General features: G+C 71.9%; 14 protein-coding genes, 2 pseudogenes and 1 riboswitch. Of the genes and pseudogenes, 6 read left to right on the top strand and 10 right to left on the bottom strand.

Features of this window, described 5'->3' with window-relative positions; genetic code table 11:
• On the top strand, window positions 1-308 hold a 308-nt coding region (locus GT030_RS31030), incomplete at its 5' end, for a histidine phosphatase family protein (protein ID WP_161203935.1).
• Between the two features lie 55 nt (window positions 309-363).
• Here the strand turns inward: GT030_RS31030 and GT030_RS31025 are convergent.
• The 4 genes and pseudogenes from GT030_RS31025 to GT030_RS36895 form a co-directional block, all read right to left on the bottom strand.
• Window positions 364-1,116: an ASCH domain-containing protein gene (locus GT030_RS31025; protein WP_202460776.1), complete on the bottom strand. Its 753-nt coding sequence runs from the start codon at window positions 1,114-1,116 to the stop codon at window positions 364-366.
• 169 nt (window positions 1,117-1,285) lie between these two features.
• The gene (locus tag GT030_RS31020) at window positions 1,286-2,041 is read right to left on the bottom strand and encodes a CbtA family protein (protein WP_161203934.1); all 756 of its coding nucleotides are present in this window, start codon (window positions 2,039-2,041) and stop codon (window positions 1,286-1,288) included.
• A 21-nt stretch (window positions 2,042-2,062) separates the two neighbouring features.
• Window positions 2,063-2,284: a CbtB-domain containing protein gene (locus GT030_RS31015; protein WP_030813308.1), complete on the bottom strand. Its 222-nt coding sequence runs from the start codon at window positions 2,282-2,284 to the stop codon at window positions 2,063-2,065.
• 38 nt (window positions 2,285-2,322) lie between these two features.
• Window positions 2,323-2,455, bottom strand: a riboswitch (cobalamin riboswitch).
• Window positions 2,456-2,667: 212 nt separating this feature from the next.
• Window positions 2,668-2,748, bottom strand: a pseudogene (locus GT030_RS36895) (hypothetical protein); the annotation flags it as partial.
• 62 nt (window positions 2,749-2,810) lie between these two features.
• Here GT030_RS36895 and GT030_RS31000 point away from each other — a divergent pair.
• Both GT030_RS31000 and gap read left to right on the top strand, forming a co-directional pair.
• Window positions 2,811-3,767: a helix-turn-helix domain-containing protein gene (locus GT030_RS31000; protein ID WP_161203933.1), complete on the top strand. Its 957-nt coding sequence runs from the start codon at window positions 2,811-2,813 to the stop codon at window positions 3,765-3,767.
• A gap of 94 nt (window positions 3,768-3,861) precedes the next feature.
• Entirely contained in the window at window positions 3,862-4,857 is a 996-nt protein-coding gene (gene gap / locus GT030_RS30995) for a type I glyceraldehyde-3-phosphate dehydrogenase (protein ID WP_161203932.1), read from the top strand.
• An 83-nt stretch (window positions 4,858-4,940) separates the two neighbouring features.
• Here gap and GT030_RS30990 read toward each other — a convergent pair whose 3' ends face one another.
• Complete coding sequence (locus GT030_RS30990) at window positions 4,941-6,395, bottom strand: NAD(P)/FAD-dependent oxidoreductase (RefSeq protein ID WP_161203931.1); 1,455 nt, start codon at window positions 6,393-6,395, stop codon at window positions 4,941-4,943.
• Window positions 6,396-6,541: 146 nt separating this feature from the next.
• A complete protein-coding gene (locus GT030_RS30985; RefSeq protein WP_161203930.1) occupies window positions 6,542-7,084 on the bottom strand; it encodes a DoxX family protein in 543 nt (180 codons plus the stop codon).
• 336 nt (window positions 7,085-7,420) lie between these two features.
• On the opposite strand from GT030_RS30985, the gene GT030_RS30980 reads away from it, so the two are divergent.
• Complete coding sequence (locus GT030_RS30980; protein WP_161203929.1) at window positions 7,421-8,707, top strand: DUF3533 domain-containing protein; 1,287 nt, start codon at window positions 7,421-7,423, stop codon at window positions 8,705-8,707.
• A gap of 7 nt (window positions 8,708-8,714) precedes the next feature.
• Here the strand turns inward: GT030_RS30980 and GT030_RS30975 are convergent, their stop codons facing one another.
• The gene (locus GT030_RS30975; protein ID WP_161203928.1) at window positions 8,715-9,743 is read right to left on the bottom strand and encodes a cation diffusion facilitator family transporter; all 1,029 of its coding nucleotides are present in this window, start codon (window positions 9,741-9,743) and stop codon (window positions 8,715-8,717) included.
• 28 nt (window positions 9,744-9,771) lie between these two features.
• Window positions 9,772-9,885: pseudogene (locus GT030_RS35950) on the bottom strand (acetoacetate decarboxylase); the annotation flags it as partial.
• Window positions 9,886-10,537: 652 nt separating this feature from the next.
• Between GT030_RS35950 and GT030_RS30965 the strand changes: the two are divergent.
• Both GT030_RS30965 and GT030_RS30960 read left to right on the top strand, forming a co-directional pair.
• Window positions 10,538-11,923, top strand: a complete 1,386-nt coding sequence (locus GT030_RS30965) for a glucose-6-phosphate dehydrogenase (protein ID WP_161203927.1) — start codon at window positions 10,538-10,540, stop codon at window positions 11,921-11,923.
• A 103-nt stretch (window positions 11,924-12,026) separates the two neighbouring features.
• Window positions 12,027-12,503, top strand: a complete 477-nt coding sequence (locus GT030_RS30960) for a GreA/GreB family elongation factor (protein WP_161203926.1) — start codon at window positions 12,027-12,029, stop codon at window positions 12,501-12,503.
• A 77-nt stretch (window positions 12,504-12,580) separates the two neighbouring features.
• Here GT030_RS30960 and GT030_RS30955 read toward each other — a convergent pair whose 3' ends face one another.
• On the bottom strand, window positions 12,581-12,871 hold the full coding sequence (locus tag GT030_RS30955; RefSeq protein ID WP_161203925.1) for a hypothetical protein: 291 nt from the start codon (window positions 12,869-12,871) through the stop codon (window positions 12,581-12,583).
• A 26-nt stretch (window positions 12,872-12,897) separates the two neighbouring features.
• Window positions 12,898-14,513, bottom strand: a 1,616-nt coding sequence (locus GT030_RS30950) for an ATP-dependent Clp protease ATP-binding subunit (RefSeq protein ID WP_161203924.1), incomplete at its 5' end; no start/stop codon positions are given.

Here is a 14,513-nt window from a genome sequence, read left to right as displayed (position 1 = left end):
CCGAGGTCGGCGCGGCGGAGGCGGAGGCCCTGGCCCGGTGGCTGGCCGACCCGGAGTATGCGGCACCGGGCGGCGAGTCGGTGCGCCAGGTGTGCACACGGGTGGGGCGCTGGCTGGAGTCGGTGCCCGAGGGCCGTACGGTCGCCCTCGTGGAGCCCGAGGTGGTGCGGGCGGCCGTCATAGACGCCTTGGGCCTGCCCGCCGGCGCCTTCTGGCGACTGGACGTGGCACCACTCACCGCGACGGAACTGTCCGGGCGGGCCGGACGCTGGAACCTGCGGCTGGGGCGTGCGCTCGGGGGTGAGTAGCTGGGGCTGAGACTCGAAATGAGCCGGCCTCGGCCCAGTCTTGTGCGTCCGCGGTTCAGGCGGTGCCTGTCCCGTCGTTGATCTGAAAGGTGATCACGTCGACTTCGTCGGTTGCCGCCAGGTCCGGGTAGTGGCCCTTGAGGGCTTCCCGGAGTTCGGTGGCGGTCGTCAGCCCCTCGGCCCGGGCGTCCTGGTCGGTGAGGTCGCTGACCAGGCAGTGCCTGATGCCGGTCACCTCTGCGGGCAGGACGACTTCGGGGTCGCTCTCGAACACCAGCCGTGCCGACCCGAGCCGGGCCGGGTCCCGGAAGCGGGTGGTCCTGGTCTTGGCGCCGGAGCGGACGTCCGCAAGGTAGCGGGGGTGGAACCGGATGATCGGGGGACCGGCCGTCTCGGGGTCTTGGTAGAGCGAGGGATCGAGACCGTTCATGCCTTCCGGGGTCCATCGCTGAGTCAGCGGCATGAGGTCGGCGGCGAGAACGGACCTGGGCCCCTCGGGTGTGGGGACGATGACGCGCATGGCGGGGTAGTAGTCCACGAAGACCTGCCGATCGCGCCCGCAGGGGCCGACGACCCCGCGCCCGTGGTTTCCCACGGCGACGATGCAGCGCATCTGGCGGGCGCTCTGGGCTCGGGCGGCTCCCAGAGCCACGAGTTCGGCGCAGGGTCCGCCGGTGAAGTGGTAGAGGTTCACGCCGGCGAACATCCGGTAGTCGGCGGCCATGACCGCGGCGCCCATCGTGTGGACCCCGTCCTCGTCGGGCCCGGCGTCGGTATGCGCGTCTATGGTGCGGCGTGCCAGCTCCACGAGCTCACGCTCGTCGTCGTCGAGAGCTCGTGCGGATGGCGGTACATACACGTCTTCGGCCTTCCCGATCTTCAGCGGTCGCCGAAGAGCATTCCACGCCACGTGGGTGGTCCGGGTGAGAGGGGCCCCGGAGGATCTCCGGGGCCCCTCTCGTCGTCATGTCACCGGCTCAGTGGGAGGCGGCGACCGCCTGGCCCGTGCTGCGTGCCACCGCGGGACGGGGGTTCAGCAGGCGCTCGGCCAACTCGCCGAAGAGCAGGCCGAATCCGGCCCACAGCACCGTCTGGATGGCCAGAGCGGAGAGGCGGAACCGCCACAGCAGGGTGGCCGGGAAGTGTTCCGGCACCTCGTTGACGACCGGCAGGAAGGCGTACGCCAGACCGGTCAGCAGGGCGAAGGCGGCTACGGCGATCAGGGTCGCGTACCAGTTGCCCAGGCGTGGGGCGAGCCGTTTGCCCAGCAGGGTGGCGCCGACCGCCAGGAGCACGCTGAGCAGCATCATCAGGAAGTACAGCGTGGTGCGCTTGCCGATGGTGTCCGGGTCGCCGACCGAGGGCGGGTTGGCCGGGTACTTCAGGAACGGCACGACGTACACGGCGAGCAGCGCGGTGCCGGAGAGCAGCAGCGCGGTCGCGCGCGGGCCGAAGCGGCCGACGCGGCCGAGCGCGAAGCAGTAGGCGAGCGCGGCGATGCCGCCGAAGGCGACCCCGTAGACGAGGACGCCGGTGGCGAGTCCGGCGGTGGACTGGAGCGAGCGCGAGACCACTTCGACCTCGTGCTCGTGGGAGTGGTGCCCCTCGAAACTGATGGCGCTGTCCACGTTGGGCTCGCCGAGGAAGTACGCGGCGATCAGGGCGAGCACGCCGGCACCGAGGCCAGCGAGCATGCCCCGCACGAGGAGGTTCCTCACGGTTGCGGAGTTCATGGGTGTGCGGCGTCCCTCGCGTCAGTGGCAGGGGAAGCCGAGCAGGTGGCGTGCGTCGTGCACCCACTCGTGGACGTCCGTGCCGTTGAACACGGAGGTGGCGCCCTGCTCGGCGCCGACGAAGTACAGCAGGACCAGCATGAGGACACCGAAGAAGACCGCCCAGGGCGCTATCTCCTTCAGCGGCAGCTTGGCGGGAACGGCGGGGTTTCCGGCTGTCGGCTGAGCGACGGACTGCGCCATGGCAGTACCTCCTCTGGGAGTTCGCGTCCCATCTCGGTGGTGCACAGGACGACGGCCACGGGTCTGACTCGCACGGCCCCTCGAGGGACCGCGCACACAGTGGCGCGACCGTGCCGGTTTCTCACCGGCTTCCGTTTCGCCGTCGTCGATATCGCCCCGACGGTACCGCGTGCGCCCTGCCTGGCCAAGACCGCACCCCCACGGGTGATCTTCCTCTCCCGAGGCGGCGTCCTCACGGGGTACGGGTCAGAAGTCGTCGGCGCCGTTGCGCAGTTCGGTCGTCCAGTAGCCGGTGAGCGTCTTCGCGGGGTCGACGGGCAGCGCAGGATCGGCCCGTAGGTGACGGCGAGTTCACGGCCGGGGTCGATGCCGGGTTCGTCCGCGAGGAGTCCGCGGGTGCGGTGGAACAAGTCGAGCGCCTCCGACTGCCGGCCCGCCTGGTATACGGGAGAAAACAGCGGCATATCGGGGGGGTGTCCGGCGCCCCGCGAGGGATTCACGCCGACCTGTGCGTACCCTGCTGCCCGTGCCGTCCTCCCGTTTCCGCCGTGTCGCCGTCCTCGTCCTGGAGGGCGCCAAGCCGCTCGACGTGGGTATCCCGGCGCAGGTGTTCACGACCCGCGCGAGCATGCCGTACGAGGTGCGGGTGTGCGGGGCGGCGCCGGGTCTGGTGACGGGCGGCGACGGCCTGTCCTACCACGTGGCGCACGGCCTGGAGGCGCTGGAGTGGGCCGACGTGGTGTTCGTGCCGGGCTACCGGTTCCCGGACCGGGAGGACCCGCCGGAGCCGGTGGTGGCGGCGCTGGTCGCGGCGTACGCACGGGGTGCGCGGCTGGCGGCGATCTCGACGGGGGCGTTCGCGCTGGCGGCCACGGGTCTGCTGGACGGCAGACGGGCCACCACGCACTGGCACTACGCGCGCGCCCTGGCGGCCCGGTACCCGCTGATCCGGGTGGACGAGAACGTGCTGTTCGTGGACGAGGGCAACGTGCTCACGTCGGCCGGGGCGGCCTCCGGCATCGACCTGTGCCTGCACATGCTGCGCGGCGAGCTGGGGGTGGCCGCCTCCAACCACGCGGCCCGGCGGCTGGTCGCGGCCCCCTACCGCAGCGGAGGTCAGGCGCAGTACGTGCCGCGCAGTGTGCCGGAGCCGCTGGGCGAGCGGTTCGCCGCGACGCGGGAGTGGGCGCTGCACCGGCTCGGTGAGCCGCTGAGCCTGCAGTCGCTGGCCCGGCACGCGGCCGTGTCGCCGCGTACGTTCTCCCGGCGGTTCGCGGAGGACACCGGGTACACCCCGATGCAGTGGGTGACGCGGGCGCGGGTCGACCTGGCGCGCGAGTTGCTGGAGCGTTCGGAGCGGAGCGTGGAGCAGATCGCCGACGAGGTCGGGCTCGGTACCGGCACCAACCTCCGGCTGCACTTCCAGCGCGTGCTCGGGACCACGCCGAGCGACTACCGGCGGACGTTCGCGCGGGGCGAGTAACTCTGGCGCGATCCTTGTGCACCATGGCGCTCCTGCCACTGCCGCGTCCGGCCCCCGTCCGGGAACCTGAGGGCGAACGGAAGGGACACCATTCATGACGCGCATCGCCATCAACGGATTCGGCCGCATCGGACGCAACGTGCTGCGGGCTCTTCTCGAACGCGACAGCGACCTCGAGGTCGTCGCGGTGAACGACCTCACCGAACCCGCGGGGCTGGCCCGGCTGCTGGCCTTCGACTCGACGGCCGGGCGGCTCGGCCGCCCGGTGGAGGTGGACGGCGACACCCTCGTGGTCGACGGCCGCCGCATCAAGGTCCTCGCCGAGCGCGAGCCGGCCCAGCTCCCCTGGGCCGAGCTGGACGTCGACATCGTGCTGGAGGCGACCGGCCGCTTCACCTCGGCGAAGGCCGCCCGTGCCCACCTCGACGCGGGCGCGAAGCGGGTGCTGGTGAGCGCCCCCTCGGACGGCGCCGACGTGACGCTGGCGTACGGGGTGAACAGCGACACCTTCGACCCGGCTCTGCACACCATCGTGTCGAACGCCTCCTGCACGACCAACGCGCTGGCCCCGCTGGCCGCCGTGCTGGACGAACTGGCGGGCATCGAGCACGGGTTCATGACGACCGTGCACGCCTACACCCAGGAGCAGAACCTCCAGGACGGCCCGCACCGCGACCCCCGCCGGGCGCGCGCGGCCGGCGTGAACATCGTGCCGACGACCACGGGCGCGGCCAAGGCGATCGGCCTGGTGCTGCCGAACCTCGACGGCAAGCTGTCGGGCGACTCGATCCGGGTCCCGGTGCCGGTCGGCTCGATCGTCGAGCTGAACACCACGGTCGCCCGCGACGTCACCCGCGAGGAGGTGCTCGCCGCCTACCGCACGGCCGCCGAGGGCCCGCTCGCCGGTGTCCTGGAGTACTCCGAGGACCCCCTGGTCTCCTCCGACATCGTCGGCAACCCGGCCTCCTCCATCTTCGACTCGGCCCTCACCCGCGTCGACGGCCGTCACGTCAAGGTCGTCGCCTGGTACGACAACGAGTGGGGCTTCTCCAACCGCGTGATCGACACGCTGGAGCTCCTCGCACGGTGATCAGCAGAACTCACCGGCGCAAGCCGGTGAGGACGTGTCCGGAAGCTCGCCGCCCGCATCGGCGGTGAGGTTCCGGGTGACGCTCAGTTCGGTTGGTGAGTGGCGTCCCGCAGGTACCGCAGCGCCGAAGCCGCCGCCCCCGCCCCGCACATGCCGTGGGCGCCCGGCCCCGGTGGGGTGGACGCCGAGCAGAGGTAGACGCCGGGCAGGCCGGTCGAGTAGGGGTCGAGGGTGGGGCGGGGGCCCAGGATGAGTTGAGGGGCCGTCTTCGCGCCGGTGAGGATGTCGCCGCCCGCGAAGTTGGCGTTGGCGGCGGCGAAGCCGGCCGGGGTGGTGGCGCTCAGGCCCACGATCCGGTCGCGGGCGCCGGGGGCGAACCGTTCGATCTGCCGCAGGATCGCCTCCGTGGCGTCCCCGGTGTAGCCGTACGGGACGTGCGCGTAGGCCCAGACCGGGTGCACGTCGCCCACCGAGCGTCCGGGGTCGGCGAGGTACTGCTGGCCGACCAGGACGAACGGCCGCTCGGGCATGCGCCCGGCCCCGACGTCCCGTTCGGCCCGCGCGATCTCGGCGAGCGTGCCACCCAGGTGGACGGTCCCGGCGCGCCGGGCTTTCTCGTGGGTCCACGGAATTCCGCCCTCCACCGCCAGGTCGATCTTGAAGGCGCCTGGACCCCGGCGGAACCGCCGGTAGGCGGACCGCGTCCGGGCGGGCAGCCGGTCGCCGTAGATGGCCGCGGCCTGGCCGGGGTCGAGGTCGAGGAGCGTCACGTCGGCGGCCGGGATCTGGCGGTGGTCGGTGATGCGGACGTTCGTCTCGACGCGCCCGCCGTACTCGCGCAGCGCCTTCTCCAGCGCGCGGGCGATGGACTGCGAGCCCCCTTCGGCCACGGCCCAGCCGGCGGCGTGCCCGGAGACCAAGATGCCGAGGCCGATGGCCGAGGTGAGCGGGCGGCCCAGCGGGCGGAAGGCGTGGGCGGCGATCCCGGCCCAGAGCGCGCGGGTCTGCGGGGTACGGAAGAGACGGGCGAGGGCGGCGGCGGGCAGGGTGGTCGGCAGGCCGAAGCGGGCGAGCAGCAGCGGGTGGGAGGGGACGCGCAGCAGCGGGCCCATCACCTCGCCGGCGAGCGTGTCCCAGTGCCGTACCGAGGGCTCGATCAGCGCCCGGTAGCGATCGCCGTCGGGGCCGAGGAGGCGGGCGGTCTCCGCGACGGAGCGCATCAGGACGCCCGCCGTGCCGTCGTCGAGGGGATGGACGCAGTCGACCTCGGGCAGGAGCCAGCGCAGTCCGTGCCGTTCCAGCTCAAGTTCACGCAGGGCCGGTGAGTTCACGGCCATGGGGTGGATGGCGGAGCAGTGGTCGTGCAGCAGGCCGGGCAGCAGAGCCTCGTAGCTGCGGGTGCCGCCCCCTACCTCGTCGGCGGCCTCCAGCAGCGTGACGTCGAGCCCCGCCTTGGCGAGCAGCGCGCCCGCGGCGAGCCCGTTGGGCCCGCCACCGACGACTACGGCCGTGGCCTTCGGCCGCGTCGTGGATGTCATGGGACCGAGTCTGCCTTACCGACGCGTATCCCGAGTCCTCTCCGGAACGACGCCCGGGGCAATCAAGAAGGATCACGGCCGGATCGCGCGGGCGAAGGGCGTAGTGGACCTGGCAATCGCTCAGAAGACCGCTGCCCGCGACCCCGTCAGGGAGCCGGAGTGACCGGCGCCGCCTCCTCGCGCCGCTGGGCCGAGAGGACCCGCTCCCGGCGGGCGACGACCACCGCGGTGCCGGCGGTGCTCAGCGCGAAGGAGAGCAGGACCAGCCGGGGCCGGTCGAGCCGGTAGCCGATGAGCCGGTCCAGGGAGTAACGGCCGGGCCCGGTCAGGCCGATGCAGGTGGCGACGTAGCCGAGGTAGGCCGGGTACTCGTAGCCGCCCGCCGCGGCGAAGAATCCGTTGGGTCGGTGCACGGAGACGGCGCCGCCCATGCCCCCGGCCACGGCGGCACCGGCGGCGGGCGTGCCGAGACCGAGCGCGAGCAGGACCCCGCCGCCCAGCTCGGCCGACCCGGACGCGATGGCGCTCGCCTTGCCGGGGCGGAAGCCCATGGACTCCATGAACTCGCCCGTCCCCTCGATGCCTGCGCCGCCGAACCAGCCGAGCAGCTTCTGCGCGCCATGGGCGGCCAGTACGCCGCCGGTGCCGAGGCGTACGGCCAGCAGTCCGAGATCCTTGCGTCGGCCCATGGGGAGGTCCTTCCGTCGGCGGAGCGGTCCGAACTGGGCAACACGCTAGCGACCATCGGGGCGGTACGCCCCCCGGCAGACGCACGGGGCGCGCGGGACACAGACCTCCGTCACCGGGAGGGCGCGGCCGCGGAGGCGGTGTCGCACTGGACCCTGGGCCAGAGGGTCACCTCACCCGGACCAGATGGCCGGTGTCGTGGCGGGACGTTTCCGCGTCCGCGACCTATCGTCGGCTTGCGTCCGCAGGCGGTGCGGTCCGGTGGCCGGACATGCTGGTACGGGCCCCTCGCCGCAGCCCGTTCGGCGGTTGCCGCCGACTGCACCTGTTGGAGTGGTATGGCTTCCGGGACCCCGCACGCGTCCGGACCGTGGCTGAGCGCGGCGCATTTGCTGGGGCGGTGGAAGCTGTGGCTGATGCCCGCGGTGCTCAGCTCGCTGGTCGCGCTGGTGCTGTCGCTGCTGTACATGGGCGGCATCCTCACCCCGGAGGGCAGCCTGCACCGGATGCCGGTGGCGCTGGTGAACCTGGACGAGGGCGAGCCGCTGCCGGGCCAGAAGGCCAACGTGGGCACGCAGGCCGCCCGTTCCGTCCTCTCCTCCGGCTCCTCCGACGACCGGGTCCGCTGGCGGCCGATGTCACGGGCCAAGGCGCAGGACGAGCTGGCGTCGGGCCGGGTGTACGGCGCCCTGGTGATCCCGGCGGACTTCACTGCGACCGTGGGCGCGCTGGCCACCGCGGACGCCAAGTCCCGCCCGGAGCTGACCGTGCTGACCAACCCCGGCGTGGGCAGCCTGGCCTCCTCGCTGGCGGGACGGATCACGCAGAGCGCCGCGCACCAGGTGTCGGTCTCGGTCGGCAAGCAGTTGTCGGCGTCCCCCGAAGTGAAGCAGGCGAGCGCGGCGACCCGCGTGCTGATCGCCGACCCGGTGGAGGTGCGGACACAGGTGGGCCACCCCATCGGCGCCCACAGCGGGCTGGGGCTGAGCGCCTTCTACTACGCGCTGCTGCTGGTGCTGGCCGGGTTCATCGGCGGCAACATCATCCACAACGGCGTCGACAGCGGGCTCGGCTACGCCGACACGGAGATCGGCCCCTGGCACTCGCGGCGTCCGACGGTGCACATCAACCGGACCCGGACGCTGGTGCTGAAGATGGTGATGACGGCCGGCCTCTCGCTGCTCACCACCTCGCTGATCATGCTGGCGACGATCGGCGTGCTGGGCATGGACGCCCCGCACGCCGGTCTGCTGTGGGTGTTCTCGTACTGCGCGACGCTGACGGTCGGGCTCGGGGTGCAGGCGATCAACGCGGCCTTCGGCAGCCTGGGCCAGCTCGTGTCGATGTTCGTCTTCATCGCGTTCGCGCTGCCGTCCTCGGGCGCCACCGTGCCGCTGGAGGCGGTGCCGGGCTTCTACCGGTTCCTCGGCGCCTTCGAGCCGATGCGGCAACTGGCGGCCGGGGTACGGGCGATCCTCTACTTCGACGCCCGTGCCGACGCCGGGCTCGGGCGCGGCTGGGTGATGATCGCCATCGGCTTCGTGGTGGCCCTGGCCTTCGGCTTCGCGGCGACCCGCTACTACGACCGCCGGGGCCTGCACCGGATGGTGCCCCAGCCGGGCTGACCACCCGCTACTCCTCGGGGGCCGGCGGACCCGTATGCGGGGGCGTGGGGTCCAGGTAGACGTGCTTGACCGCCGGGATCCGGGTGCGCAGCCGGGTCTCCGCCTCCTCGCAGGCCCATTCGATCTGGGCGGAGGTGGAGACGTCTCGGAAGTCGACCTTGGCGGCGATCAGGATCTCCCCCGGCCCCTGCACCAGCGTGGTCAGCTCCATCACGTCCTGGACGGCGTCCACGGAGAGCAGCTCCCGGCGTACGGCCTCCCGCATGGGCTTGGGCAGGGCGCGGCCGACGAGGAGTTCGGTGTTGGCGCGCCCGAGGATGCAGGCCACGACGATGAGCAGCACACCGATGAGGACGGAAGCGATACCGTCGAAGATCCCGGAGCCGGTGAGCTGGCCGCCGAGCAGACCGAGGGCGGCGAGCACCAGGCCGATGAGCGCGGCGGAGTCCTCCATGACGACGGCCTTCACGGCGGTGTCGGGGGTGTGCTGGAGGTAGCGCAGGATCGGCACCCGGAAGTGCTCGGCCCGGCCGGTGGCCTGCCGCCAGCCGGTGCGCAGGGAGAGCCCCTCCAGCACGAAGGCGACGGCGAGCACGATGTAGGAGATCAGCGGGTTGCCCGGCTTCTCGTCGTGGGTGAGGGCGTGGATGCCGTCGTACACGGCGAAGACGCCGCCGCCGACGAAGGTGGCGACGGAGGCGAGCAGCGCCCAGATGTACCGCTCGGGGCCGTAGCCGAGGGGGTGGTCCTCGTCGGCGGGTTTCTTGCTGCGCTTGAGGGCGACGAAGAGCAGGGCCTCGGTCATGGTGTCGGCGACCGAGTGACCGGCCTCGGCGAGCATGGCGCTGGAGCCGCTGAGCACACCGGCGACGGCCTTGGCGAGCGCGACACCGAAGTTGGCGGCGGCGGCCACGAGGACGGTGAAGGTCGATCCGCCCGCGCCGGGGCCACCCGCGGAGCCCACGCGGTGGTCCAGGTAGGGGCCCCTGCCCGCGTTCGTCCCGCGTTCCATTCCGGGTTCGCCCTGTTCGCTCATGGCCGGACAGTAACCCTCTTCTTTGATCTCATGACCGGTCCGGATAGTCGTGGACGACCTCGGGGGCGCCGAGGGTGAGGTCGGTGATCAGATGGCTCGCCGAGACGACCTCGACCACGGGCAGGTCGGCCGGCGGCGCCATGAAGGGATACAGCCCGTAGCGCGGGAGCACGTCCTTCGGCGGTTCCATCACCGCCGGGACGGTCTGGCCGGCGGACATCAGGGCGATCCGGCGGCCGAGGGTGCCGGCACCGATCACCGCGACGGGGCGGTCCTCGATGCGGGTCGGGGTGAACGTCATGGTCCGTCCTCGTGCTGGGAAGCCGTCCGCGGTCCACTCTCGGCCGCCCGCCGGGCACCGGCCAGCGCTGCCGCCCGTACGGGGGATTCGGTGCCGCTCGGGCCGGGCCGGGGACCGCAGCCGGATCCGAGGAGGCGGGGAACGGGACGGGCCCGGCCGCCCCGTGGTGGGGTGACCGGGCCCGGTACGGCCGTCGCTCAGGACTGGGGCCGCTTGCCGTGGTTGGCGCCGTTCTTGCGGCGGGCCTTCTTCTTCCGGCGTCGCTTCGAGGACATGCGGGCCTCCTTCTGGCGTGGTCGGACACGTTCGGTACGGGGACGGATGGTCGCCTGCCCCGCGGTCCGGACACCATACATGCGGGTATGCCCCGCGAGCACAGTCGCCGGGCGCGCGCCCCGAGTCGCGCGCCGGGTCCGGGACACGGACGATACGAGAGACCGAGAATGGGGGCGCCGTCGTGCGCGCCCGCCGCCGGGACGAGGAGTACCCACCGATGGCCGGAACCTGGCAAGCCGACACTCTGGTGATCTTCGGGGTGACCGGGGATCTCGCGCGGAAGATGACGTTTCCCGCGCTGTACAAGCTGGAGGGCCGGGGGCTGCTCGACTGCCCGGTGATCGGTGTCGGCCGCCGCGAGATGAGCCACGAGGAGCTGGCCGACCTGGTCCGTACGGCGGTGGAAGGGGCGGAGGAGTCGGTCGACCGGGCGGTGCTGGAGCGGCTGACGGGCCGGATGGCCTATGTGGCCGGAGACCTCACCGTGTCCGAGACCTATGGGCGGCTCGCCCAGGAACTGGGGCGCCGCAGGCGTCCGCTGTTCTATCTGGAGACCCCGCCCGCGCTGTTCGCGCCGATCGTGGACCAGCTCGCCTCGGCCCGGCTGCTGGGGCAGGCGCGGGTGGCGCTGGAGAAACCGTTCGGGCACGACCTGGCATCGGCCCGCGCCCTGGACCGCAAGCTGACGGCGGTGCTGGACGAGAGCCAGATCCTCCGGGTCGACCACTTCCTGGGCAAGGAACCCGTCATCGAGCTGGAGTATCTGCGGTTCGCCAACTCCGCGCTGGCCGAGCTGTGGCACCGGGACAGCGTGGTGGCCATCCAGATCACGATGGCCGAGGAGTTCGGCGTCGAGGGCCGCGGTGGCTTCTACGAGCAGGTGGGGGCGCTGCGCGATGTGATCCAGAATCACCTGCTGCTGGTGCTGGCCCTGGTGGCGATGGACCCGCCGGTCGGGCCGAGCGCGACCGATCTGTGGGACAAGCGGATCGAGGTGCTGCGCGCGATGCCGGAGGCGGACGTGCACGCGTACGTGCGCGGCCAGTACATCGGCTACCAGCAACTGCCGGGCGTGGCACCGGACTCGACCGTGGAGACGTACGCGGCGCTCCGGCTGGAGATCAACAACTGGCGGTGGGACGGCGTGCCGGTCTTCATCCGCGCGGGCAAGCGGCTCCCGGTACGGGTGACCGAGGTACGGCTGATCCTGCGCGAGCCTCCCCGGCTCGGCTTCCTCCCCGACCCCGGCCAGGTCGCCGGCAACCAGATCGTGCTGCGCATCGACCCCGAGGCCGGCATGCGCCTCCAGCTCTCCGCCCTGGACGAGGAGTCGGCCTGGCGCCCGGTCCCCCTGGACACCATCTTCGCCCGCGAACTCGGCAAGCCCCTCGCCCCGTACGAGCGCCTCCTGTACGCGGCCCTGACCGGTGACGACAGGTACTTCGCACCGCAGCGCGCGGTCGAGGAGTGCTGGCGGATCATCCAGCCCCTCCTCACTTATCCCCCGCCGGTCCACCCGTACCCGCCCGGCTCCTGGGGCCCGCCTCAGGCGGACGCGCTCGGGGCGGGCAGCCCGCCGTGGCAGCGGCCCTGGGTTCCGTAGTCCCGCCTGCCCCACGGCTCGCCACCGCTGCGACTGGATGTGGTGCGGGAGCGCGAATAGGGTGCTGCTGTCCAGCACTTCCGTCTGTAGCACTGGAGCAGGAATGACCAGTGACCCCGAGCCGATCAGCGCCGAGGCACGCAAGGCGCTCGAGCAGGAACTGTCCGATCTGCACGAGGAGCGCAGGACGGTCGCCGCGACGCTGCAGGACTCCGACGAGGTCGGGGACCGTGCCGACCAGGCCGACGAGATCCAGCGGGCCGACCAGCTCAACCGGCTGGACGAGCGCATCGACCGGGTCGAGGACCGGCTGCGGCAGGCCGGCATCGGGGGCCCGGTCCCCACCGACAAGGTCGGGGTGGGCACGACGGTCACCGTCCGGTTCGCGGACGGCACCACGGACACCCTGCACATCGGCGAGATCGCCGATGCCCGCGACCCGAAGCTGGTCACCTCCGACAGCCCGCTGGGCCGCGCGCTCCTCGGCCGCACCCCCGGCGACACCGTCAGCTACGACGCCCCGGACGGCGAGGCCACCGCGGTCGTCGTCTCCCTGGGCGCGCCCGGCGACAAGGGCTGAGAAGGGACGCACGCCTGGGCGGACCGGACTTGGGTGTCCGGTCCGCCCAGGCTTCTCCGCGGGTCAGCCGTCGCGGGTCAGCCGTCGTAGTGGGACGGCGGGAAGGGGTCCTCCTGCTGGCGCTGCCGGCGTGTCAGGTCACCCGTCTCCACCTCACCCCGTTCGACCTGGCGGTCGATCTCGGCGCTCTCCTGCTCGTAGATCCGCTCCGGGCTCTCCTGCTCCCGGACCGGGAGACCGACGTCACGCCGGTCCTCCTGGGTGCGTTCCTCGAGTTCGGTATCGTCCGGGCGGCGGGGCAGCCCACGCCCGTGGTCGCGGTCGGGATCGCCCTCGACCTTCTTGTTGGACTTGTGGTGGTGCGCCATGGGGTTTCTCCTTGCCGCCGTAAGTCCTACTCGGCCTCGGCGTCCTTCGCGTCGGCCTTCTTCTTGCCGCCGGACGCGGTCTTCTTGGCCGCCGCCTTCTTCCCCGCGGACGCGTCGCCCTTCTCGGACTTCTTCTCGTCCGCCCTGCGCACGGTGACGTGCAGCGAGTCGTTCTGCACATCCGCGACGATCGTGTCCCCCGGATTGGCCTGGCCGCTGAGCAGCAGCTCTGCGATGCGGTTGTCCAGCTCCGTCTGGATCGTGCGGCGCAGCGGACGCGCGCCGAACTCCGGCTGGTGGCCGTGGGCGATCAGCAGCTTCTTCGCCGCCTCGGTGACCTCCAGTTGCAATCCCTGCGCCTTCACCCGGCGCCGGCTCTGCTCCAGCAGGTGGTCCACGATCTCGGAGAGGTCGTCCTCGGTGAGGCTGTGGAAGATGATGATGTCGTCGATCCGGTTGAGGAACTCCGGCAGGAACCGGCCGCGCAGCTCCTCCAGCAGGTCGTCCTTGATCTCGGACACGTCGCCCTGGTGCGCCAGGATCAGATGGGCGCCGATGTTCGACGTCATGATGATGACGGTGTGCCGGAAGTCGACGGTGCGGCCCTGGCCGTCGGTCAGCCGGCCGTCGTCCAGGATCTGCAGCAGCGTGCTGAACACGTCCGGGTGCGCCTTCTCGATCTCGTCGAACAGCAACACGCTGTACGGCTGGCGGCGGACCTTCTCGGTGAGCTGTCCGGCCTCCTCGTAGCCGACGTATCCGGGAGGCGCGCCGACCAGGCGGGAGACGGTGTGCTTCTCCTGGAACTCGCTCATGTCGAAGCGGATCATGCGGTCCTCGTCGCCGAACAGCAGCTCGGCGAGGGCCTTGGCGAGTTCGGTCTTGCCGACACCGGTGGGACCGAGGAAGAGGAACGAGCCGACCGGGCGGTTCGGGTCGCCCATGCCCGCGCGGTTGCGGCGCACCGCCTGCGAGACGGCGGTGACGGCCTCGTTCTGCCCGACGATGCGGGCGTGCATCTCCTCCTCCAGGTTGAGCAGCCGCTCCTTCTCGCTGGCGGTGAGCTGCGAGACGGGGATGCCGGTCCGGCGGGAGACGATGTCCGCGATGTCGTTCGGGGTGACGGTGACGACGCCCTCGCGGCGCTCCTCGATGCCGGCGAGTTCGGCCTCGACCTCTGCGATCTTCTTCTTGAGGTCGTTCGCCCTCTCGTAGTCCTGGCCGGACACGGCCTCGTCCAGCTCGCGCCGGAGCTTGGCGATCTTGTCCTCGCGGGCGACGACCTCCGTGGAACGGGCCGCGCTGCGCAGCCGGACCCGCGCGCCGGCCTGGTCCATCAGGTCGATGGCCTTGTCCGGGAGGAAGCGGTCGGTGATGTAGCGGTCGGACAGCACGGCACAGGCTTCGAGCGCGGAGTCCTCGTAGCGGACCTGGTGGTGGGCCTCGTAGGCGTCGCGCAGCCCTTCCAGGATCAGCACGGTCTCCTCGACGGTGGGCTCCGGCACCATGACGGGCTGGAAGCGTCGTTCGAGGGCGGCGTCCTTCTCGATGTACTTGCGGTACTCGTCGATCGTGGTCGCGCCCACGACGTGCAGCTCGCCGCGGGCGAGGGCGGGCTTGAGGATGTTGCCCGCGTCCATCG

It is taken from the genome of Streptomyces sp. SID1328, assembly GCF_009865595.1.
GTDB classification, from domain to species: domain Bacteria; phylum Actinomycetota; class Actinomycetes; order Streptomycetales; family Streptomycetaceae; genus Streptomyces; species Streptomyces griseoluteus.
The sequence above is the reverse complement of the archived record's forward strand: the minus strand, read 5'-3'. Positions and strand labels throughout refer to the sequence as shown.

Coding starts and splice junctions, on each gene's coding strand:
- GT030_RS30980 (WP_161203929.1), top strand. CDS start 7,421: ATGGCTTCCGGGACCCCGCACGCGTCCGGACCGTGGCTGAGCGCGGCG.
- GT030_RS30975 (WP_161203928.1), bottom strand. CDS start 9,743: ATGAGCGAACAGGGCGAACCCGGAATGGAACGCGGGACGAACGCGGGC.
- GT030_RS30955 (WP_161203925.1), bottom strand. CDS start 12,871: ATGGCGCACCACCACAAGTCCAACAAGAAGGTCGAGGGCGATCCCGAC.
- GT030_RS31020 (WP_161203934.1), bottom strand. CDS start 2,041: ATGAACTCCGCAACCGTGAGGAACCTCCTCGTGCGGGGCATGCTCGCT.
- GT030_RS30990 (WP_161203931.1), bottom strand. CDS start 6,395: ATGACATCCACGACGCGGCCGAAGGCCACGGCCGTAGTCGTCGGTGGC.
- gap (WP_161203932.1), top strand. CDS start 3,862: ATGACGCGCATCGCCATCAACGGATTCGGCCGCATCGGACGCAACGTG.
- GT030_RS30960 (WP_161203926.1), top strand. CDS start 12,027: ATGACCAGTGACCCCGAGCCGATCAGCGCCGAGGCACGCAAGGCGCTC.
- GT030_RS30965 (WP_161203927.1), top strand. CDS start 10,538: ATGGCCGGAACCTGGCAAGCCGACACTCTGGTGATCTTCGGGGTGACC.
- GT030_RS31015 (WP_030813308.1), bottom strand. CDS start 2,284: ATGGCGCAGTCCGTCGCTCAGCCGACAGCCGGAAACCCCGCCGTTCCC.
- GT030_RS30985 (WP_161203930.1), bottom strand. CDS start 7,084: ATGGGCCGACGCAAGGATCTCGGACTGCTGGCCGTACGCCTCGGCACC.